Annotated in this window: 16 protein-coding genes; 9 read left to right on the forward strand and 7 right to left on the reverse strand. The window is 35.8% G+C overall.

The genetic code is table 11. From position 1 onward, the window contains the following. Window positions 1-30: 30 nt before the first annotated feature. The 5 genes from OZP11_RS13465 to OZP11_RS13485 all read left to right on the forward strand — a co-directional run bounded on the left by OZP11_RS13465 (window position 31) and on the right by OZP11_RS13485 (window position 6,587). Window positions 31-330, forward strand: coding sequence for a hypothetical protein (locus OZP11_RS13465; RefSeq protein ID WP_281231077.1), 300 nt, complete (start codon window positions 31-33; stop codon window positions 328-330). An 82-nt stretch (window positions 331-412) separates the two neighbouring features. Further along, window positions 413-1,384, forward strand: coding sequence for a hypothetical protein (locus OZP11_RS13470; protein ID WP_281231078.1), 972 nt, complete (start codon window positions 413-415; stop codon window positions 1,382-1,384). A 111-nt stretch (window positions 1,385-1,495) separates the two neighbouring features. Then, complete coding sequence (locus tag OZP11_RS13475) at window positions 1,496-3,448, forward strand: PKD domain-containing protein (protein WP_281231079.1); 1,953 nt, start codon at window positions 1,496-1,498, stop codon at window positions 3,446-3,448. An 89-nt stretch (window positions 3,449-3,537) separates the two neighbouring features. Continuing rightward, the gene (locus OZP11_RS13480) at window positions 3,538-6,198 is read left to right on the forward strand and encodes a CHAT domain-containing protein (protein ID WP_281231080.1); all 2,661 of its coding nucleotides are present in this window, start codon (window positions 3,538-3,540) and stop codon (window positions 6,196-6,198) included. Further along, a complete protein-coding gene (locus OZP11_RS13485) occupies window positions 6,150-6,587 on the forward strand; it encodes a retropepsin-like aspartic protease (protein WP_281231081.1) in 438 nt (145 codons plus the stop codon). Before OZP11_RS13480 ends, OZP11_RS13485 begins: the two co-directional genes overlap by 49 nt. A gap of 120 nt (window positions 6,588-6,707) precedes the next feature. Here OZP11_RS13485 and OZP11_RS13490 read toward each other — a convergent pair whose 3' ends face one another. The 5 genes from OZP11_RS13490 to OZP11_RS13510 all read right to left on the reverse strand — a co-directional run bounded on the left by OZP11_RS13490 (window position 6,708) and on the right by OZP11_RS13510 (window position 13,684). Continuing rightward, the gene (locus OZP11_RS13490) at window positions 6,708-9,884 is read right to left on the reverse strand and encodes an efflux RND transporter permease subunit (protein ID WP_281231082.1); all 3,177 of its coding nucleotides are present in this window, start codon (window positions 9,882-9,884) and stop codon (window positions 6,708-6,710) included. Window positions 9,885-9,977: 93 nt separating this feature from the next. Then, window positions 9,978-11,045: an efflux RND transporter periplasmic adaptor subunit gene (locus tag OZP11_RS13495; protein ID WP_281231083.1), complete on the reverse strand. Its 1,068-nt coding sequence runs from the start codon at window positions 11,043-11,045 to the stop codon at window positions 9,978-9,980. 9 nt (window positions 11,046-11,054) lie between these two features. Continuing rightward, window positions 11,055-12,386 carry a TolC family protein gene (locus tag OZP11_RS13500; RefSeq protein ID WP_281231084.1) on the reverse strand — a complete coding sequence of 444 codons (1,332 nt, stop codon included), beginning with the start codon at window positions 12,384-12,386 and terminating at the stop codon, window positions 11,055-11,057. A 65-nt stretch (window positions 12,387-12,451) separates the two neighbouring features. Next, entirely contained in the window at window positions 12,452-13,051 is a 600-nt protein-coding gene (locus OZP11_RS13505) for a TetR/AcrR family transcriptional regulator (RefSeq protein WP_281231085.1), read from the reverse strand. A gap of 111 nt (window positions 13,052-13,162) precedes the next feature. Next, window positions 13,163-13,684: a YceI family protein gene (locus OZP11_RS13510; RefSeq protein WP_281231086.1), complete on the reverse strand. Its 522-nt coding sequence runs from the start codon at window positions 13,682-13,684 to the stop codon at window positions 13,163-13,165. A gap of 267 nt (window positions 13,685-13,951) precedes the next feature. On the opposite strand from OZP11_RS13510, the gene OZP11_RS13515 reads away from it, so the two are divergent. Beyond that, window positions 13,952-14,926, forward strand: coding sequence for a polyprenyl synthetase family protein (locus OZP11_RS13515; protein WP_281231087.1), 975 nt, complete (start codon window positions 13,952-13,954; stop codon window positions 14,924-14,926). A gap of 118 nt (window positions 14,927-15,044) precedes the next feature. After that, window positions 15,045-15,398 carry a hypothetical protein gene (locus tag OZP11_RS13520; RefSeq protein WP_281231088.1) on the forward strand — a complete coding sequence of 118 codons (354 nt, stop codon included), beginning with the start codon at window positions 15,045-15,047 and terminating at the stop codon, window positions 15,396-15,398. 2 nt (window positions 15,399-15,400) lie between these two features. Here OZP11_RS13520 and OZP11_RS13525 read toward each other — a convergent pair whose 3' ends face one another. Together OZP11_RS13525 and OZP11_RS13530 are read right to left on the reverse strand one after the other, a co-directional pair. Continuing rightward, window positions 15,401-15,979 carry a hypothetical protein gene (locus tag OZP11_RS13525; protein ID WP_281231089.1) on the reverse strand — a complete coding sequence of 193 codons (579 nt, stop codon included), beginning with the start codon at window positions 15,977-15,979 and terminating at the stop codon, window positions 15,401-15,403. A gap of 52 nt (window positions 15,980-16,031) precedes the next feature. Then, window positions 16,032-16,583, reverse strand: coding sequence for a hypothetical protein (locus OZP11_RS13530; RefSeq protein WP_281231090.1), 552 nt, complete (start codon window positions 16,581-16,583; stop codon window positions 16,032-16,034). 116 nt (window positions 16,584-16,699) lie between these two features. On the opposite strand from OZP11_RS13530, the gene OZP11_RS13535 reads away from it, so the two are divergent. After that, window positions 16,700-19,477, forward strand: coding sequence for a 2-oxoglutarate dehydrogenase E1 component (locus OZP11_RS13535; RefSeq protein ID WP_281231091.1), 2,778 nt, complete (start codon window positions 16,700-16,702; stop codon window positions 19,475-19,477). 80 nt (window positions 19,478-19,557) lie between these two features. Continuing rightward, window positions 19,558-20,796, forward strand: a complete 1,239-nt coding sequence (gene odhB / locus OZP11_RS13540) for a 2-oxoglutarate dehydrogenase complex dihydrolipoyllysine-residue succinyltransferase (protein ID WP_281231092.1) — start codon at window positions 19,558-19,560, stop codon at window positions 20,794-20,796. The last annotated feature ends 83 nt before the right edge of the window (window positions 20,797-20,879 follow it).

Below are 20,879 nucleotides of genomic sequence, written 5' to 3' on the forward strand. Positions count from 1 at the left end.
AATCTTTTAAAACAGTTAAAATTAAGAGAAATGGAAACCTATCAGTTTACAGATGAAAAAGCCCTGACCCAATTCTATGAAATGATTTCGGCCAAAAAACGAAATGGTTTTGTGGTTGTAGAACATAATGAAAAACTACCGTATGTGGTTTTGTCAAGAGAGAAAAAAATCATCAAGCATACTTTTCATTTGTTTCTTACCTGCATCACTTTGGGTCTCTGGTCTATTGTATGGATCTATTTGATTGTTACGTTTTCGCAGAAGAAAAGCATTCTTGTAGCTGTTGACGAAGACGGAAATCTGTTTGAAGACAAATGTCTTTCGGTATAAATAAAAATTTTTCAAAAAGAGGGGTAACACTTTTCAAGCCCAGAACATCTATCCATATAATAATCATTAAAAACCAGAAATTATGAATACAAATTTTAAAACAATCGGACTTTTATTCCTTCTTCTAATCTCTTTTGTAAACTGTGATAACAGCGATGGAGATGATATTAAACTTTCGCCTCCAACGGCAGCGGCTTTTAAAAGCATCAGCGAAAAGGGGTTAAAAAGAAATACTCAAAACTTTACTATGACTGCCGGAGATGGTGTGGTAACACTGACTTCTGCCAAAGGGGTAAAATTATACATTAACGGGGACTGTTTAACCAAAAACGGAAATCCGGTAACAGGAGAAGTAAATATTGAATATATCGAACTTTTTGATAAAGGAAATATGCTGGTAACCAACAAACCAACAATGGGAATCATGCCTGACGGAAAGAAAAATCTATTGATTTCGGGGGGAGAATTCTTCATCAAGGCAACTCAGGGAGGAGTCGAATTACAAACTTCATGCAATATGAACATGATTGTTCCAACTGCACTGACAAATGGGTTTGATAACTTAATGACTTTATGGACTGGAGTTATTGATGAAGAGGGTGAACTGGCCTGGAAAGATGCCAGAGGTGCCGACGGAAAAGGCGGTGTACAAGGAGAGGGCAACAATTATTATGTAACTTTTGGAAACTTCGGCTGGACAAATGTAGATCGTTTTTACAGCGATCCAAGACCAAAAACAACCATTTTAGTTGATGTTCCTGAAGGTTATAATAATACAAACAGCGCCGTTTATCTTTCGTATGACGGAGAAGGCACCAATGCGCTTGCAAAACTGGATACGTATACTGCTGCAGGATTGTTCAGCGAACATTACGGACAAATTCCGATTGGCCTTGCGTGTCACATTATTTTCGCTACCGAGGATAACGGAAACTGGCGATATGCCATAAAAGGAGTAACCACAACTGCAGATGCCGTTTATACTTTTACATTTGCCGAAACAACAGTAGGAACCGAAGCGCAATTGGTAGCAGCAATCAATGCTATTCAGTAACTTACGAATGCTTTTTTAAGAAAAAGTGGTGATTTGCTCATCACTTTTTTTTACATTTAAACCTGTTTTAAAATTAATTCTGATGATTTTAAGGCTAAAAACTGTCTCGTTATGAAACCACAACTGTCTATTTTTCTGATGCTGTTTTCGATTCTTTTAACAGGTCAAACCAAAGTAAAAGACACCATAACCCGAAGAGCCGTTATTGGTTTTATCCAAAACGGAAATGCTGTATCCTATAAACCCGAAACACCGCCTTTGATCCCGATAGCGGGTGCACCAAAACCAAGTTATTCCTATTTGTGGGAACTGGGCGACGGGCATTACAGCAAAGAACCTGAACCGAAACATGTTTATAAAAAGAAAGGTACTTATACAACGAGACTGGCTGTAACAAACAATTACGACAACGGAAAACCTCCGGCAACACGCCCAAAAAAAGTGGTGGTGAACGATATAACAGACAATAATTATAAAGATATCGCTTCTATTGCAGATCACAATGGGTTTGCGATTATTAAAAACTGCGATCCTATTCCGGAGCAGGAAATGGTAGTCGTAGTGAGTTATCAAAATCTGGAGAATTATGTTTCGAGCGGCAAATTGTATCTTTTTTACAATGAAAAACAATTCAGGCACAACAACTTCGAATTAAGTGATTTCAGGACCTATGCAGGCGAACGCGAAGTAAAAGAAAATCTTGTGGCTTCTGTAAATGATCTTGACGATTCGGATAATTTTACGGCTTCCGCCGAAGGGAATTTCAAACCTAAAAAATACCGAAACACAACAACCGAAGAAGATCTTGACGCCTCGCTTTTAGATGCCGGTAAAACCTATCATAATGTATCGGTTTTAGAATTTGATGATGCTGATCCCGGAGAAACACGGAATGTTTTTTATACTTTTAAAACTACGCCCGAAATGATTAAGGATACCAGTGCAACAGTTACAATGCGCGGTATTTTTGTTCCGAACCGAAGTTATAAAAACCATAAGATTAAAAACCTTGAAATGGAAATTGTAACGTCTCATGATCCTAACAAAATGGGGTCTAACGGAAGGTTTATGAATTATAGACTAGTGCGTTTTAAGAGGGTAAATTTTAAAACCCGTTTCCAAAATAATGGCGAAGGTCCGGCGCGAAAAATTCGTTTAGAGACTGATATTCCGGATATGTTCGACAAAAAAACTTTCCAGATTGAAAGCATGTATCCTGAATGTCCTATCTGCCCGAAAGGCGAAGAACCAACCGTAAGCTGCCTCGATACCATTATCAAACAAAAGCAGATCATTTTTACTTTTAAAAATATTTATCTGCCGGGAACGGAGCAGAAAAATGTGAAGGAAAAAGACAGCACGAAAGGATTTGTAAAATATTCGATGAAGTTTGGCGAAGATTTTCATAAAGTAAAAACCAAAAGCCGGACTTCGATTATTTTCGACAAGAATGAACCTATTATCACGAACTATGCCACTACACGATTCCTTCCCGGAATTTCGATTGGCGTAAAAGCGGGTTATAATTTTTATTCAGATCTGGATAAGTCAACAAGTTATTTTGTGGGTGCGACAATTTCGCCTTTTAAATCGTATCGTTTTTACTGGCAGGTCGAATGGGTAAATGCTTTAAACCAGTACAATAGTGCTGCCAATGTTACAGAACAATTCAATACAAATGCCAACGGAACAAGACAGTTTCAGCGTATTACGACCACAACCGAAAATAAAAACATCAATTGGGAAGTTCCCATTTTGATTCGGTACAACCTAAATAATTATATCGGAATCGGCGCAGGAATTCAGGCAAATGTCAATGTTTCATCAGAACAGAATCAAAATATACAAACCGATACGTATGAGGGAGACAAAGAAAACTTTCTGATAAGCTCTGTTACCAGTTCAAGCAGTGTAAAAAACACCTTTACGGACATTAAAACCGGGCTTTTGTTTGATTTAACGGCAGGTTTCGCGAGAATCGGTCCGAGTTTAGGAGCGCGCTATGTAATTAATTTTGAGCAGAATTTTAACTATTTTCAGATTTATGGGATTTGGAAGTTTTAGGATTATTTGACAGAGATGCACAAAACTTTTTATTCTTTACGAATCCGTGTATAAACTTTGTGTATCTGTGAAATCAAAAACAACATAATATGAACTTACATCACTTATATGGTTTAATTTTTCTTTTTATAAATCTGAATATTTTTGGACAGAATCAGGAAGATAAAATTTATCATGCAATTGATGTTTTTACGGCTCATCCTTCTGCGAAAGCGATACAGGATTTATCAAATGCCGAAGCTGTTTTCTGGAAAAACCCCAATCCAAAAACCAAAGACGAATTACTCGCCATTGTGGTTTTAAACTGCAACAAAGCGTATTATGAAAATCAATTTGGACAGATTCAGAATGCGGTTTGGAGTTACGAAAAAGCCTGGCAGGTTTATCAAAAAAACAAACTCGGCGATTATGATATAGTCGAATACTGCCTTAAACCTCTTGGCAATTTATATACGGTTTTGGGCGATTATGACAATGCAGAAAATACGATTAAACAGTATTTCTTTATTGTTAATACTTCCAAAAATTATCCCGATGCTTCAAGGCAGAAGTTTGCTGCAATCCTGAATTTATCGAATGTCTATCAGAATTCAGGCAAAATCGCACAGGCAATTGAGTTGTTAGAGAATATCTTAAAAACAGAAAAATTATCGAACGTTCAAAAAGGCATTTTACTGAACAATCTGGGCAATAACTACTGGCTGGGATCTAAACAGTTTGTAATAGTTAAAAATGCTCCGGACGGTGCAGAAAAAGCATTTAATGCTTCTATACAATACCTTGAAAAGGAGAAAAATCAGTTTGAAACTTTATCCAATTCATACCGAAATCTGGCTTCGATGAACAGGCAGTGGCAGCGCTTTGATATTGCTGAATTGTATATGGAAAAGGCAGAAAAACTGTTTCTAGAAATTCCTAATCAGCAGCCGCGAAAACTGGCTAAATTATATTACGAAAAAGCGTTACTTCTTTTTGATGAAGGGAAGTATGACGAAAGTTCAAAGCAGATTGCTGTTATTTTTAAAACATTGATTCCGAATTACAATTCAAAAAACAACCTTCCAAATCAGGATCAATTGTATGCCGAAACTGTTCTGGCGGATGCGCTGGATTTACAGGCAGACATTTTAATGTTAAACGATCCTAAAAAAGCGCTCAAAGCTTTTGATCTTTCTTTTTATATCGAAGAGATGCTGATGAATGCTTTGATAGCTGAAAATTCTAAAATCCTGATGCAGTTACGATCTCGCAATCGTACAGAAAAATGCCTTTCGATTTACGATCTATTATTTAAAAAAGAAGGTAAAAGCCACTATATCGAAGATGCTTTTCAGCTATCTGAAAGGACAAAGTCCGGTATTTTAAAAAGTTACAGATCGAATATTAAAAATGCTTCGGCAGAAGAAAAAAAACTTTTGCAGCAGCTTCAGAATTTAAATACGAATATTTTAAAAGAACAGCAGAAAGGGGATTTGGCTGCTATTTCAAAAATCAATCAGTTTATAAAAAAACAGCACGAACTGATGATTTCGCTGAAAAAAATCCAATCGCAAAATCCGGATTTTATTCCTGAAAAATGCGATATAAAAGCTTTGTTATTCAAATTAGAAAATGACAAGGCGATGATGGTGTATTATTTTATGGGTTCAGAAAGGTTGTATTATTTTGTATTACAGAATAATCGAATTGCTTTAAGCCAAATTTATATTGCTCATCGCGGCATTCCCAGAATTGCTCAGTTTATAAATTATTTTAATAGTCCTGATGAAATTACAAATGATATTTCGGGTTATAATCATTACGGAAAAGGAGTTTATGATTTATTAAAACTACCCCGAATTTATGATTATCCTAACTTAATTATTGTTCCTGACGGCATTTTGAATTTTCTGCCATTTGAAGCTTTAATTACACAAGAATCGAGCACTACAAATTTTGCTAAAATGCATTATTTACTTCATGATTTTAAGATTGCTTATAATACCTCAGCCAATATTTACCTGAATTCCAAACCGCTGTCTAAATCTGAAAAAACAGTTTTGGGCGTTTTTCCTGTTTTTGAGAAAACGGCTTTTGAACTAAGTTATTCCAAAAAAGAACTGGAATCCATCCGGAATAATTTTAAAGGAAAGTATTTAGAAAATACTGATGCGAGTTTCGGAAATTTTAAAAATAGCGCCTCACAATATTCTATTCTACATTTGAGTACGCATGCTTCTTCCGGCGATATAGAAACTCCGGCGAGCATTAAATTTTACGATCAGGAAGTTTTGTACTCTGAATTGTACAATCTGCATATCAATCCTGATTTGGTAGTTTTGAGTGCCTGCGAAACGGGAATTGGCAAATTGTATAAAGCCGAAGGTGCCATGAGTATTGCCAGAGGTTTTCAGTTTGCGGGAGCAGAGAATTTACTGTTTTCGTTATGGAAAGTGAATGACTTTACGACTTCGGTTTTTATGTCGGATTTCTACAAAAACATAAAAAATGATGTTTCTTATTTTGAGGCCAATTCAAATGCAAAACTGGATTATCTGAATAACAAATCGATTCCGAATGCGAAGAAATCTCCGTATTACTGGAGTTCGTTTGTGTATTACGGTTCAATTTCGGAAGAAAATAAATCAACAGATTATATCTATTATGGAATTAGTTTATTGATCGTAATTGCCTTATTTTTGGTTTTCAATCAGTACAATAAATGGAAAATCTTCACGAGATTCTCAAAAAAGAGAAATATAAAAAAATAAAATTCAAGGTTACCAAAACCCAGCATTTGTCTATAAAAGCAAAAATTAATGGTGTTTCCGGAAATTTCATTCTGGATACCGGCGCATCAAACACCTGTATTGGTTTTGAAAGTATTGAGCGTTTTGAGTTGTCTGCCAAAAAATCAAAAACCAAAGCATCCGGAGCCGGAGGAACGGGAATGAAAACCCAGATTTCATCGCAAAATGAATTGCAGTTAGGCAGCTGGAAAAACAAGAATTTCAGCATTGTTATTTTTGACCTTTCGCATGTCAATGAAGCTTTAGAATCGTACAAAGCAAAAACGGTTCACGGTATTATAGGCGCAGATGTTTTACTGGAAGGAAAGGCTATTATTGATTATTTTAACAATTATTTGTATTTAAAATAGAAAAACTTCAAATTCCTAATCAGAATAAAAATCTTAAACCTGAACTCATAAATCTGAAATTAAAAAATCCCAAACTCCTTTCGGAATCTGGGATTTTTCGTCTAAAATCAAATCAATTAATTAATGGGTATGTTTAGGATTAAAACCGTCTTCGCTTAATTCTGTGTGCTCGTAATCGGCAACCATTTCAGCTTCGTAATCGATTTTTTCTCCTTTAGAGAATTTTCTAATAATTTTCTCCATAATATCATAGATAACCGGCACTACAATCAAGGTAAGGAATAATGATGAAATCAAACCTCCAATGATTACCCATGCCAATCCGTTTTTCCATTCTGCTCCTGCTCCTGCTGCTAATGCAATTGGGAACATACCAAATACCATCGCAATTGTGGTCATCAAGATCGGACGTAAACGCGCGTGGTTTGCCTGGATTAATGCTCTTCTGATCGATTCTCCGGCAGCTCTTCGCTGATTGGTATAATCGACAAGCATGATCGCATTCTTACACACCAGACCAATCAACATGATTACCCCTAAAATGGTAAAGATATTCAATGTGTTGTTCGTAAGTGCCAGAGCGAATAATACTCCAATGAACGAAAGCGGAATAGCAAATAATACGACAAACGGGTGAACGAAACTGTCATATAATCCAACCATTACTAGGTAAACCAAAATAATAGCGGCCAATAATGCGATTCCTAAAGTACCAAAACCTTCTGACTGGTTTTCCTGGTCTCCACCCCAGATATAGTTTACTCCGGTTGGTTTTTGTAATTTATCCAGTTTTTCCTGCCATTGCGTAACGATTGTTCCGGCTGGAACCCCAACGTTTTGACCTTGTACGGTTACAGAAGCTGTTTTATCTCTACGTTCTAATTTACTTGGTCCTGAACCTTCAGTAATAGTAGCAAATTGGTTTAATTTAATCTGCTGGCCTGCATTGTTTATGAAAATCAAGTTGCTGACATCTGTGATATTTTTTCTGTCAAATTCGTTGTATTTGATGTTGATATCATATTCGTATTCACCAGCTCTAAATTTACCATCAGTATTACCACTGTAAGCTGTCTGCATTGTTAAACCAACCGTTTGAAGTGTTAATCCTAATGCTGCCATTTTATCTCTGTCTACCTGAACGTTGATCTCAGGGTTTCCATCTTCAACTGTTAATTTAATCTCAGTTGTTCCCGGAATTGTACGCAATTCAGCTTCGGCCATTTTAGCAAACTTCATAGCACTTTCTACGTTTGGACCTGTTACGATCAAACCTAAAGTTGCATCTTCGGCAGTACCTAAGATACCTACCGGAACTGTCTTAACTTTAGCACCAACCAGAACTTTTTCCAGTTTACGTTTTGTTTTTGCAGCATAAACGTTGGCATCGTCTGTACGATCTTTTTGATCGATCATTTTAACGTCAATCTCTGCTTTATAAGCCGTTGCCTGAGCTGCTCCTAAACCTTCACTGGTTTGACCAACTGTTGTAATCTGGCTTAAAACATATTTCTCTCCTTTTAAGAAAGCTTCTGCTTTTTGCGTCATAAAGTTAGTCTGCTCTAATGAAGCATCTTTTGGCATCTCGATTTGTACTAAGAACTCACCACTATCAGATGATGCGAAGAATTCTCCTCCAATGTATCCGCCTCCCATTAACCAGAAGATCGAGCCAAAGAACATTACTAATACAACCACAATAGTTTTAATATAGTGATCTAAACACCAGTTTAGTAAGTTTGATACCCAGTCCGTAAAACGGGTTAAGTAGCTTTCGAATCCAAGGATAACTTTTCCGAAAAGGTTTTTACCTTCAATATGCTCTAATTTTCCAAAACGTGAAGACAACCAAGGAATAATTGTAAACGAAGCCAATAAAGAGAACATGGTTGATATAATTACCGTAACACAGAACTGTGTGATAATGTTAGATACCAATCCGGTACTCATTGCAATTGGCAGGAACACCACCACAATTACCAATGTAATCGAAGTTACTGTACCGCCAATTTCGGCAGTTCCGTCGTAAGCGGCACGGATTCGGCTTTTACCCATCTCCATGTGTCGGTAAATATTCTCAAGTACCACAATCGCATCATCCACAAGAATACCAACAACAAGAGATAAACCAAGTAAAGACATTAAGTTAAGTGTATAACCTAATAAATAGATACCAATAAAGGTTGCGATCAAAGATGCAGGAATAGACACCATTACGATCAACGAGTTTCTAATACTGTGCAGGAAAAATAACATTACAAATGCTACCAGAATAACCGCAATTAATAAATCGTGTACAACAGAGTCTGCTGCTTCAAGAGTAAAGACTGTACTGTCTTTTGCTACTTCTAATTTTAACTGAGCCGATTTGTAATCCTGCTCTAACGTTTTGATTGTTTTAATCAACTGCTCGCTTACCGCAACGGCATTGGCATCTGATTGTTTTACAATTTGAAGTACAATCGCACTTTTTTGATCTACACGCGCAATTTTCTCCGCGATTTTTTGTGTATCCTGGACATCGGCGATATCACCTAAACGAACCTGGATTCCGTTTTGAGAAGAAACTACAAGGTTTCTTAATTCTTCAACGTTTTTATATTTACCCGCTAAACGGATTAAGATTTTTTGGTTACGAGTCTGGATGTTACCTGTAGGGAAATCAAGATTCGAACTTAAAATTGTTTGTTGTACTTGTGGAACAGAAAGTCCGTAACCCTGCATTTTAACAGCGTCAAGGTTTACCTGAATCTCACGTTCCTGACCACCAATAATATTTACCTGAGCAACCCCTTGTACACGGGATAAAACCGGTGCAATCTTTTTATCGATCAAATCGTAGAAAGCTGCTTCGTCCATTTTACCGTTGGCACCAAGTGTCATAATTGGTAAATCACTCAAAGAGAATTTAGTCAGCGACGGCGGATCGGCATCATCCGGAAGATCACTCAAAATTGCATTAATTTTACGCTGCGCATCATTCATTGAAATATCTACATTGGCAGTAGAAAGTAATGTAATAGACACTACAGAAAGACTCTCGTAGGATTTTGAATCAATTTTCTTGATATTTTCCAGAGACGCAATCGCATCCTCTATCTTTTTGGTTACTGTATTTTCAACCTCACTTGGAGAAGCTCCCGGATAAACAGTTGAAACCGTAATTACGTTGGTTTCGAATTTTGGGATCAGCTCGTAGCCTAATTGGCTGTAGCTGAACAATCCACCTAGTGTCAGAATTGTAAACAATACAATTACCAACGACGGACGTTTTATGGATATTTCGGCTAATTTCATATATCTTATTTTTGGCTGTAGGCAGTGTGCTGTAGGCTTTAGGCTTTTATTAAAAGGCTTAAAGCTTATCGCTTACGGCTTAAAGCGGTATAATTATTTAATAATTTCTACTGTATTTCCGTCTTGTAAGTTAATCTGACCAGTTACAATTACTGTTTCTCCGTCATTTAAACCGTTGATGATTTCAACTTTATCTCCTAAGATTCTTCCTGCTACTACTTTTTTCAACTTAGCAGTATTGTTTTCGACAACAAAGATTTCATTGCTGCTTACACTTCCAACAAATGCATTTCTAGGAACTACTTTTAAGTTTTGTTTTTGGCTGTTAGATCCAAAGTTTGCTGTTCCGTACATACCTGCTTTCAGGTCGTTGTTTGCATTGTTTGTAATTTCAATTTCAACAGGGAAGTTTAAAGAAGCATCTGCTTTTGCAGCGATAAAAGTAATTTTTCCTGAGAATGTTTTATCAGGATAAACACTTGCTGTAATGTTTACTGTGTTTCCTAATTTTAAACTAGCTACCTGACTTTCGTTTACGGTAACAGTTAATTTTAATTTAGAAACGTTTACAATATCAAATAAAGCAGTTGCAGGCATTCCGGCTAAAATAGATCCCGGTTCGATATATTTTTTGTTGATGTATCCGTTAATTGGAGCTTTAACTTTAGTATCTCCAACATTGATGTTTGCTTGTTTCAAATTAGATTCTGCATTTGTTAAAGCTAATTTTGCCTGATCTAATTGTTGTCTTGTCACACCGCCGGTTTGAAATGCATTTTCGTATCTTGTATAATCTGATTTTGCATTTTGGTAAGCAGCCTGTGCTTGCTGTGCATTTACATTAATAACATCTCCTCTCATAGTTAATAATGTCTGTCCTACTCTTACATAATCACCTTCTTTAACTAAAACGCTGATTACTTTTCCTGATTTTTCGGCAGAGTACGTCAATTCCTGAATTGGCACAAAATTTCCGTTTGCAGCAAAACCAAGATTTACATCTTCTGTTTTAACTGTTGCTACTTTTACAGAAACTGCAGCATTTTTTTCGGCTACAATTGCCGTTTTGCCTTCGTTTTCCGCTTTGTTTTTATTTAAGATATAGCTAATCCCGAAAAAAGCTGCAGCTATGATTACGATTGTTATAATTATTTTCTTCATTGTAATTAGTTATTTAATAAGAGATTTAAGTTCGCCTTTTGATTTGATTAGAGATATTTCGGCAATTTTGTAATTTAAAACTGCTCTTGTGTAATTATTCTGAGCTTCAAGTGATGCATTTTCTGCGTCTAATAAATCCGTTAAAGATGCTAATCCCTGAAGGTAATTGTTTTTGGTATTACTTAAGATTTCACTTGCCAGACGCATATTTTCTTTTTGATTTTCGATAGTTACAAGATTGTTTTCAATCTGCGTCATTGCATTTCTGTAGTCTAAATCAAGAGAAAGTTTTGTGTCTTTGATGTCTTCCTGAAGCGATCTGATTTCAACATCGGCCTGTCTTACTTTTGCACGTGTTCCAAAACCTGTAAAAATTGGGACACGTAAGTTTAAAGCAATCGCAGAGAAATCTGACCAATACACTCCTTTTTCAGGTTTTGCAAACCAAGGAAATTCTGGTCCCTGCCCAATATAGTTGTAACCGGCAGATAAAGAAAGTGATGGGTAATAACCTGCCTGAACTGCTTTTTTATTGAATACCAAAAGTTCTTCCTGTTTTTTCAAAAGCAGGTATTCGGTTCTGTTTTCAATATTAGGTTCCTGAGTTAAAGCTGCAGGAACTACTTCAAATTCTTCTTTAGGCAATACAATTTGAGATTCTATTGGCATTCCCATATAAAACTTCAACGCATTTTCCTGTAACTGGATTTGATTGATAATCTGCTGACGCTCTGTACTAATGTTGGATAATTTAACAATGATACGATCAAGATCAATTTTTTTAGCCAGTCCGTTATCAAATTGCCCCTGTACAATATCACGAACTTTTGTTGTGTTAACGTAGTTACTGTCTAAAAGCATTAATCTTTCCTGCTGTACATAAACTGAATAGTAGTTATTTGCTACTCGCTCGATAACCTGCTCTTCTGTTAACTGATCGTTGATCTGATAAAACTCACGAGTAGATCTTGCCGCTCTTAATCCTGTAAAAACAGACTGATCGAAGATGGTCTGAGTTAAAGAAACTCCCGCTGTAGAAGTCCATTTTTGACCAAATGCCGCCTGAATTGCAGTTCCCGGAGCACCAAAAGCAGCTCCGTCAATAATAGTGGTCTGGATAATTGGGTTGTATGTTAAATTTCCGTTTGCAGAAATTTGAGGCAATGCTCTGGAACGCACTTCCTGAATTTTATATTCACTATTTTCAACCTGTAATTTCGCTTTTTTAGCATCGGCTTTATTTTGAAGCGCGTAGGTAACGGCGTCCTTCAAAGTTAAAGTTGTCTGTGCATTGGACGCTAAACCCATTGTGCACAAAAAAATAAGAAATATTCGTTTCATATTATATTACAATTTGTTTTTAACTGATGATTTAAAAAATCATACTTATTTATATAGATTGATGATTATGCTTTTATTTTTTGAAGCTGTTTTTGCAGCTCTTCTACACCTTTTTCTGTTGCCATTGCTCTGGTATGATACTCCAGTGCTTCTAACTCAATTCTTTGCGCCTCACTTTCAGAAACGGTGTTTTCGTTAATATGAAAAATCAAAGTGTAATAAAACTTTACGTATACATCTACATTGAGGTCGCTTCTGTAAAGTCCTTCTCTGATTCCTTTTTCAATATTATCCCTGAAACATTGTGTACATTGGTCAATTTCATGAGACAGGATATTTTGATAAATCTCCGGATAATGTTTTTTAAGCTGATAGATAGGCGAACTGTCTATGTTGTTTTTAAACATATCACGAAACATTTCTCTAATTTCAAAATTCTCGTGAATGGCATTATAATTTTTTGCTACGATGGTATCCATAATTTCATGGACTTGCCTGTGGACCAATGAGGTGCTCTCTTCGATCAAAACTTCTTTGTTGCAGAAATATTTATAGATCGTTTTTTTTGAAATACACATCTCGCCGGCAATATCATCCATCGTAACACTCTTAAAACCAAGCTTTAAAAAAAGTTCACTTGCTTTTGATATTATTTTCTCTTTCATTTTTAATTTTGGCATTTGCGATACAAATATAGTCAGGAAACTAAAATCAAAAAAAATAGTTTCCTAAAAATTTGTAATAATTTTACATTAATTTATTTCAACCTGTAAGATTTATATACTAAATTCCAAATTAGCAATAAGCTTAATGTCTTTTCCAAGAGCTAAACCTCCGTTATGATGAAAAGAATTGTAGTCCAGACCAAAGTCCTGACGCTTAATATCTCCTTTAATTTCAAAAGCAACTTTTTTCTCTCCGTTGTATGTATTTACACCAATAAATTCCGCATCAAGTTCTACAACTCTTGTTACATCTTTTATGGTTAAATCACCTTTAAAGAAATTGATATTGTTATTTACTTTTTGAAACGAAGTAGATTTAAAACTGATAATTGGATGCTCATCTACATCAAAAAAATCCTGAAGCTTCAAATTGGTATCAATCTGCTGAAAGCTTTCGTTTTTATTATTTATATCTAATGAAAATTCAACCGATGCATCCTCAATTTCATTGTCTTCGATATTCACATAACCGCCAAACTTATTTGTCGTTCCTCCTAAATAGGCAATTATCGAATGTCTCATTTTTATTAAAACATCTGATTGTGTCGAATCTAAAGTCCATGTTGTTTTCATAAATTAGTGATTTTGTTGAGTTTATAATTTTCTCAATTGTTTGCGGAAACTTTTACGGTGTTTTAAGTTTCCAAACAACGGTGCAAATATAGACAGGAAACTGTAAATACCAAAAAAGTTTCCAAGTTTTTTAGAAAATATTTTAACGAATTAATTCTGAGTCCGTTCAGAATTCTGGATTAAATATTTCGCAGCAATTATTATTTCTAAAGCAAAAATTCATAATTGAATTGTATCTTTGAGGCTCGACAATCAGAATTTCATTTTATGCACGATATTAGTCAGTACCAGGATTTTTTTATTGAATATTTAAAAAAACAAAACATACAAAAGGAACCTAAAAATCTTTACGAACCTATTGAATACATATTAGGACTTGGCGGAAAACGTATACGTCCGGTACTTACTTTAATGGCTGCAGAAGTTTTTGACGCTGATTATAAAGCAGCCCTTCCAGCGGCTATGGCGGTTGAAGTTTTTCATAATTTCTCACTTGTTCATGATGACATTATGGATGACGCTCCTTTGCGAAGAGGCCAGGTAACTGTTCATGAAAAGTGGGATTTAAACACCGGAATTCTTTCGGGAGATGCCATGCTGATTCTGGCGTATCAATATTTTGAGCAATATGAACCGGAAGTTTTCAGGGATCTGGCAAAGCTTTTCAGTAAAACAGCTCTTGAAGTTTGTGAAGGACAACAGTGGGATGTTGATTTTGAAGAACGAAATAACGTGAAAGTTTCTGAGTACTTAAAAATGATTGAATACAAAACGGCTGTTTTAGTAGCTGCTGCCATGAAAATGGGCGCTATCGTAGCAAAAGCTTCCGAAAAAGAAGCTGACCTGATCTACGAATTTGGATTGAATCTAGGAATTGCTTTCCAGCTTCAGGACGATTATCTGGATGCTTTTGGTGATCCTGAAACATTTGGAAAACAGGTTGGAGGCGATATCATTGAAAACAAAAAAACCTATTTGTACTTACGCGCACTGAAACTGGCAACTCCCGAAAAAGGTGCAGAATTGCAGTATTTATACGGTCTTGAATTAGAAGATAATACTAAAAAAATAGAGGCCTCTAAAGCTATTTTTAACGAATCAGGCGCTTCAAAATCTACTCAGGAAGCGATTGAAATGTATACTTTTAAAGCTTTTGAGACTTTGGATAAAATGGATATCAGCACTGAAAAGAAAGATATTCTAAGAACGTTTGGCGAAAACTTAATGGGACGAAAAGTTTAAAAAATACAATTTCAATGTCAAAAATCAATATCAAAATTCAACCAAAATGATTTGATTTTGAAACTGAAATTATCATGAATTGTTTGTAATTGTCATTGATTTTTGAAATTGAAAAATTATGTTTGAAGCACCTGTAAATACCGAATCTTTGCTGGCTCAGGCACAAGCAGAGACTTTATATCTGAACCTTATTGAACAGATTAACAAAGATTTTAATTTGGCTAATGAAGGAATTGACTTTCCGTTGAGCATTTCGCCAGACGAACTAAAAATTCAGCTTCACGAAAAAATCTACCGAATGATTCAGTATAAATTTGCTGAATATTTAAACCTACTTTATATAATTGACGTTCCAGAAAACGAAATCAAACAACTTGACGGATCTGATTTGGTTATTCTGGCCGAACAAGTGGCTTTCTTGATTTTAAAAAGAGAATGGCAGAAGGTTTGGTTTAGGAATTACTACAAGTAACTTTAATTGTTTATTAAAACACTATAATTTTCAGGTCTTACGATTTTTTGCAGTTTATCTAACTCCGTCCAAAGACCAAAACCTTCAGTATCAATTTTGTTCCCTACAAATTGAACGCGGCCACATTTAAAGCACATCTTAACTATTCCTACCGTTTCTTTTTTCTCTTTAAAAATAAAAATATCACGATATTCTGCTGCACAGGCTGCAAAAGTATCTTGCAATGAATCTTTTTCACTAAACACATTTTCAATCTCTTTTTGCTGCTTGTGCGATAAATTTGATTTTTTGTAATTATAATTCAACAGAATTTTTTCGAAATTTTCTTTTGGAATAGTTTCCGGAAAATGATGAACGAATAAATCTATAAACTCTAATTCTTTTGGAGTATTCTTCTCTTTCATCATGATTTTTGTAAAATCTTCATCAGAAAAATTCAAATAATAATGATCGATTTCATCAGAATCAAAAAAAGGCCGCAATTCTTTTTTTGCAACCTTGTCATTGTCAACATCTGTTTTCTTTGAATTATTACAGCTTAAAAATATAATTACCGTAATTATAAAAATAACTTTCTTCAAATTTTCGCTTTTAAAAACTTAGAATCTCAGCATCTCAGAACCTTAGCACCTTTTAAAAATATACCCTCACAAAAGGCATAAATCCGGAACCGTACAAGCTGGTTCGCTCATTATACAAAACATCGTAACGTGCTCCAATGGTAACATTTCCGGTTCTGTAACCGGCTCCTAAATATAAAGCAGTATTCCAAAAATTATCAGAGTAAGCAGGACGGTAACTTGTTGCATCATAACTGGTATTAACGCGAACCTGTTCTAACTCGGCCGATAACTGAAGTTCCGGAATAGGGTTTACCAGCGTTATTAAACTGCCGCCATAAACAAAAGAATCGTAATAGTTTTTTGAAGCCAGATAGCCAAATTGTAATCCAACACCAACAGCTACAATCTGGTTAACATTGTAAATTGCACTTGGCATTACCGAAATATCTGTATAACCGGAGCCAATTCCTAAGCCGAGACCGCCTCCAAACTGAACCCTGTCCCAAAAATGACTTTTGTTATCAATGATATACGTTTGCTGTGCAAATGTGTAACTTGAGAATAAGACTGCCAAAATCACAAAAATATTTTTGCAATCGATTGAAAAGTGAATTTTATTCATAGTTAACGTTTATTTTAACAAATTTTTACGTAAAAGTACGTAAAAAAAAGATTTAAATAAAGGTGATTGTTGTACTTTTGCCTTTCTATATAACAAAAAGTATATTCACTCATATTATGGATAGGTTTTCATTTTTAAATGCAGCGCATACCGAGTTTTTTGCACAATTATACGATCAGTACTTAGTAAACCCAGACAGCGTTGAGCCAAGCTGGAGAAGTTTTTTTCAGGGTTTTGACTTTGGAATGACTACTTACAATGACGAAAATCCTGTGCAGCAAATCGTTGAGTACGTGACTAGCCCAAGTACAGATTATAGTCAGGTTTCAGAAAAACTTCAAAAAGAATTTAATGTTCTAAAATTAATTGATGGATACCGTACACGCGGGCATTTGTTTACCAAAACAAACCCTGTTCGTGACCGCAGAACTTCATCTCCAACTTTAGACATTGAAAATTTCGGATTATCAACAGCTGATCTTTCAACTGTTTTTGATGCTGCTCAGACAATCGGAATGGCACCTTCTTCATTACAGGATATCGTAAATCGCCTTAAAGCTATTTACTGCCAGCATATCGGTATTGAATACATGTATATTAGAAATCCTCATGTTGTAAAATGGATTCAGGAGAAATTGGCCGTAAATACAAATCAGCCTAGTTTTTCTACAGAAGAAAAGAAAACAATCTTAAATAAATTAAACGAAGCAGTATCTTTTGAAAACTTCCTTCATACTAAATATGTAGGGCAGAAACGTTTCTCATTAGAAGGCGGGGAATCTATCATCCCGGCTCTTGATGCTTTAATCGAGCAGGCTGCAGAAAAAGGTGTTGAACAGTTCGTAATGGGAATGGCTCACCGCGGCCGTTTGAATGTTCTGGCAAACATCTTCGGAAAATCTACTCAGGATATCTTTGGTGAGTTTGACGGAAAAGATTACGATCAGGAATATTTTGACGGTGACGTAAAATACCACTTAGGTCTTACTGCCGACAGAAAAACAAGATCAGGAAAAAGCATCAACATCAATTTAGCACCAAATCCTTCTCACTTAGAAACGGTTGGAGCCGTAATTGAAGGTATTACAAGAGCAAAACAAGAAAGACATTTCCCGGAAAATATTTCAAAAGTATTACCAATCGCTGTTCATGGTGATGCAGCTATCGCAGGTCAGGGAATTTTGTATGAGATCATTCAGATGTCTTTACTTGACGGATACAAAACAGGAGGTACAATCCATATCGTAATTAACAACCAGGTTGGATTTACAACAAACTACTTAGACGCTCGTTCATCTACTTACTGTACAGACGTTGCCAAAGTAACTCTTTCTCCGGTATTACACGTAAATGCTGATGATGCCGAGGCTGTTGTACACGCTATGTCTTTTGCATTGGATTACAGAATGCAGTTTGGACGTGACGTATTTATTGACTTATTAGGATATAGAAAATACGGACATAACGAAGGTGATGAACCTCGTTTTACTCAGCCGGTTTTATATAAAATCATTGCTAAACATAAAAACCCAAGAGACATTTATGCTGAAAAATTACTTTCTGAAGGCGTAATTGATGCTTCTTATGTTAATGCTTTAGAAAAAGAATACAAATCTGCTTTGGAGGAAAACTTAGAAGCTTCCCGTAAAAAAGATTTAACTATCATTACACCATTCATGAAAAACGAATGGGACGGATTTGTTCAGGTAACTGATACGCAGATGTTGGAAAAAGTTGACACTTCTTATCCAAAAGAAAACTTAACACAGATTGCAACTGCACTTTCTAACTTACCTGAAGACAAAAAATTCATCAGCAAAATCCAGAAATTAATCAACGACAGAAAAACAATGTTCTTCGAAACCAATTTATTAGATTGGGGAATGGCAGAGCATTTAGCATACGGATCATTGTTACAAGAAGGTTATGATGTTCGTATTTCTGGACAGGACGTAGAAAGAGGAACTTTCTCTCACCGTCACGCTGTTGTTAAAGTTGAAGATTCTGAAGAAGAAGTAATCTTAATCAATAACCTTGAAGGTAAAAAAGGAAACTTCAACATCTACAACTCTCACTTATCTGAGTACGGAGTATTAGGTTTTGATTACGGATACGCATTAGCTAGTCCGAAAGCCTTAACTATCTGGGAAGCACAGTTTGGAGATTTCTCTAACGGAGCTCAAATTATGATTGACCAGTATATTTCTTGTGGCGAAGACAAATGGAACAACCAAAATGGTATTGTTTTATTATTACCTCACGGATACGAAGGACAAGGTGCTGAACACTCTTCTGCAAGAATGGAGCGTTACTTACAACTTTGCGCAAGACACAATATGTATGTTGCAGACTGTACAACGCCTGCAAACTTCTTCCACTTATTAAGAAGACAATTAAAAACAAACTTCCGTAAACCATTGGTTGTATTTACTCCAAAAAGTTTACTTCGTGATCCAAGATGCGTATCTCCGGTAGAAGATTTAGTAAACGGAAGCTTCCAGGAAACAATTGACGATACTACAGTAAACAAAAAAGACGTTAAAACTTTAGTTTTCGTTACAGGTAAATTTTACTACGATATTACAGCAGAAAGAGAAAACAACGGAAGAAAAGATGTTGCTGTTGTTCGTATCGAACAATTATTCCCTTTCCCTGTTGAGCAGATTAAAGCAATCATTGCACAATATCCAAATGCAGATGATTATGTCTGGGCTCAGGAAGAACCTAAAAACATGGGAGCTTACAGCTATATGTTAATGAACTTTGATCTAGTTAAATGGAGATTAGCTTCATTAAAAGCTTACGCTGCTCCTGCATCAGGAAGTTATACACGTGCTAAACGCCGTCATGCAGATGCAATTAGAATGGTATTCGATAAAAATTTATTCAGATAAAAAAAAATGTTTCAAGTTTAGAGTTTCAGGTTTAACAACCTTGAAACTTTAAACAACACAAACCTTAAACAAAAACAAAGATGATTTTAGAAATGAAAGTCCCATCACCAGGGGAGTCAATAAAAGAAGTTGAGATTGCAACTTGGTTAGTAAAAGACGGAGATTATGTAGAAAAAGATCAAGCGATTGCTGAAGTTGATTCAGATAAAGCTACTCTTGAATTACCTGCTGAAATGAGCGGTGTAATTACTCTAAAAGCTGAAGAAGGTGATACAGTAGCAGTTGGCGCTGTGGTTTGTTTAATTGATACAGATGCTGCAAAACCAGCCGGAAGTGCAGCTCCAGCAGCAGAAGCTCCAAAAGCTGAGGCTCCTAAGGCAGAAGTAAAAACAGAAGCACCAAAAGCAGAAGCAGTTCAGGCTCCTGCAGCTACAAGTTATGCAGCGGGAACTCCATCACCGGCAGCCAGAAAAATATTAGACGAAAAAAATATTGCTCCATCAACAGTTACAGGAACTGGCAAAGGAGGAAGAATTACTAAAGATGATGCTGTAAACGCTGTACCTTCTATGGGAACTCCAACAGGAGGAAACCGTGGAACTGAGCGTACTAAATTATCTATGTTACGTCGTAAAGTAGCAGAAAGACTAGTTTCGGCTAAAAACGAAACAGCTATGCTTACTACTTTCAATGAAGTAAACATGACACCTATCAACAATATCCGTAACGAATACAAAGATGCTTTCAAAGCAAAACACGGCGGTCTTGGTTTAGGATTTATGTCATTCTTTACAAAAGCAGTTACAAGAGCTTTACAATTATATCCTGATGTTAACTCAATGATGGATGGTGATTACAAAATCGGATACGATTTTTGTGATATCTCTATCGCGGTTTCAGGACCAAAAGGTTTAATGGTTCCTGTTGTTCGTAATGCAGAAAACCTAACTTTCCGCGGTATCGAAGCTGAAATCAAAAGATTAGCTTTAAGAGCTCGTGATGGTCAGATTACAGTTGACGATATGACCGGAGGAACTTTCACAATCACAAACGGTGGTGTTTTCGGAAGTATGTTATCTACTCCAATCATCAACCCTCCTCAGTCAGGAATCTTAGGAATGCACAACATCATCGAGCGTCCTATTGCTGTAAACGGAAAAGTTGAGATTCACCCAATGATGTACGTGGCTCTTTCTTATGACCACAGAATCATTGACGGACGTGAGTCTGTTGGTTTCTTAGTGGCTGTAAAAGAAGCTTTAGAAAATCCTGTAGAATTATTGATGAACGGCGATGCTAAACGTGCTTTAGAATTGTAATCAGAAATAATCTTAAATTATATAAAACCTGTTCATTTTTTGAGCAGGTTTTTTTGTTTTTTATTATCCCATTTTCTGATTAA

The organism is Flavobacterium gelatinilyticum, from assembly GCF_027111295.1.
GTDB lineage: Bacteria > Bacteroidota > Bacteroidia > Flavobacteriales > Flavobacteriaceae > Flavobacterium > Flavobacterium gelatinilyticum.

What these genes read in the sequence shown, in the direction of transcription:
- OZP11_RS13500 (WP_281231084.1), bottom strand. Translation starts at nt 12,386, where the DNA reads ATGAAACGAATATTTCTTATTTTTTTGTGCACAATGGGTTTAGCGTCC.
- OZP11_RS13520 (WP_281231088.1), top strand. Translation starts at nt 15,045, where the DNA reads ATGTTTGAAGCACCTGTAAATACCGAATCTTTGCTGGCTCAGGCACAA.
- OZP11_RS13495 (WP_281231083.1), bottom strand. Translation starts at nt 11,045, where the DNA reads ATGAAGAAAATAATTATAACAATCGTAATCATAGCTGCAGCTTTTTTC.
- OZP11_RS13530 (WP_281231090.1), bottom strand. Translation starts at nt 16,583, where the DNA reads ATGAATAAAATTCACTTTTCAATCGATTGCAAAAATATTTTTGTGATT.
- OZP11_RS13505 (WP_281231085.1), bottom strand. Translation starts at nt 13,051, where the DNA reads ATGAAAGAGAAAATAATATCAAAAGCAAGTGAACTTTTTTTAAAGCTT.
- OZP11_RS13470 (WP_281231078.1), top strand. Translation starts at nt 413, where the DNA reads ATGAATACAAATTTTAAAACAATCGGACTTTTATTCCTTCTTCTAATC.
- OZP11_RS13490 (WP_281231082.1), bottom strand. Translation starts at nt 9,884, where the DNA reads ATGAAATTAGCCGAAATATCCATAAAACGTCCGTCGTTGGTAATTGTA.
- OZP11_RS13485 (WP_281231081.1), top strand. Translation starts at nt 6,150, where the DNA reads ATGGAAAATCTTCACGAGATTCTCAAAAAAGAGAAATATAAAAAAATA.
- odhB (WP_281231092.1), top strand. Translation starts at nt 19,558, where the DNA reads ATGATTTTAGAAATGAAAGTCCCATCACCAGGGGAGTCAATAAAAGAA.
- OZP11_RS13480 (WP_281231080.1), top strand. Translation starts at nt 3,538, where the DNA reads ATGAACTTACATCACTTATATGGTTTAATTTTTCTTTTTATAAATCTG.
- OZP11_RS13510 (WP_281231086.1), bottom strand. Translation starts at nt 13,684, where the DNA reads ATGAAAACAACATGGACTTTAGATTCGACACAATCAGATGTTTTAATA.
- OZP11_RS13475 (WP_281231079.1), top strand. Translation starts at nt 1,496, where the DNA reads ATGAAACCACAACTGTCTATTTTTCTGATGCTGTTTTCGATTCTTTTA.
- OZP11_RS13515 (WP_281231087.1), top strand. Translation starts at nt 13,952, where the DNA reads ATGCACGATATTAGTCAGTACCAGGATTTTTTTATTGAATATTTAAAA.
- OZP11_RS13535 (WP_281231091.1), top strand. Translation starts at nt 16,700, where the DNA reads ATGGATAGGTTTTCATTTTTAAATGCAGCGCATACCGAGTTTTTTGCA.
- OZP11_RS13465 (WP_281231077.1), top strand. Translation starts at nt 31, where the DNA reads ATGGAAACCTATCAGTTTACAGATGAAAAAGCCCTGACCCAATTCTAT.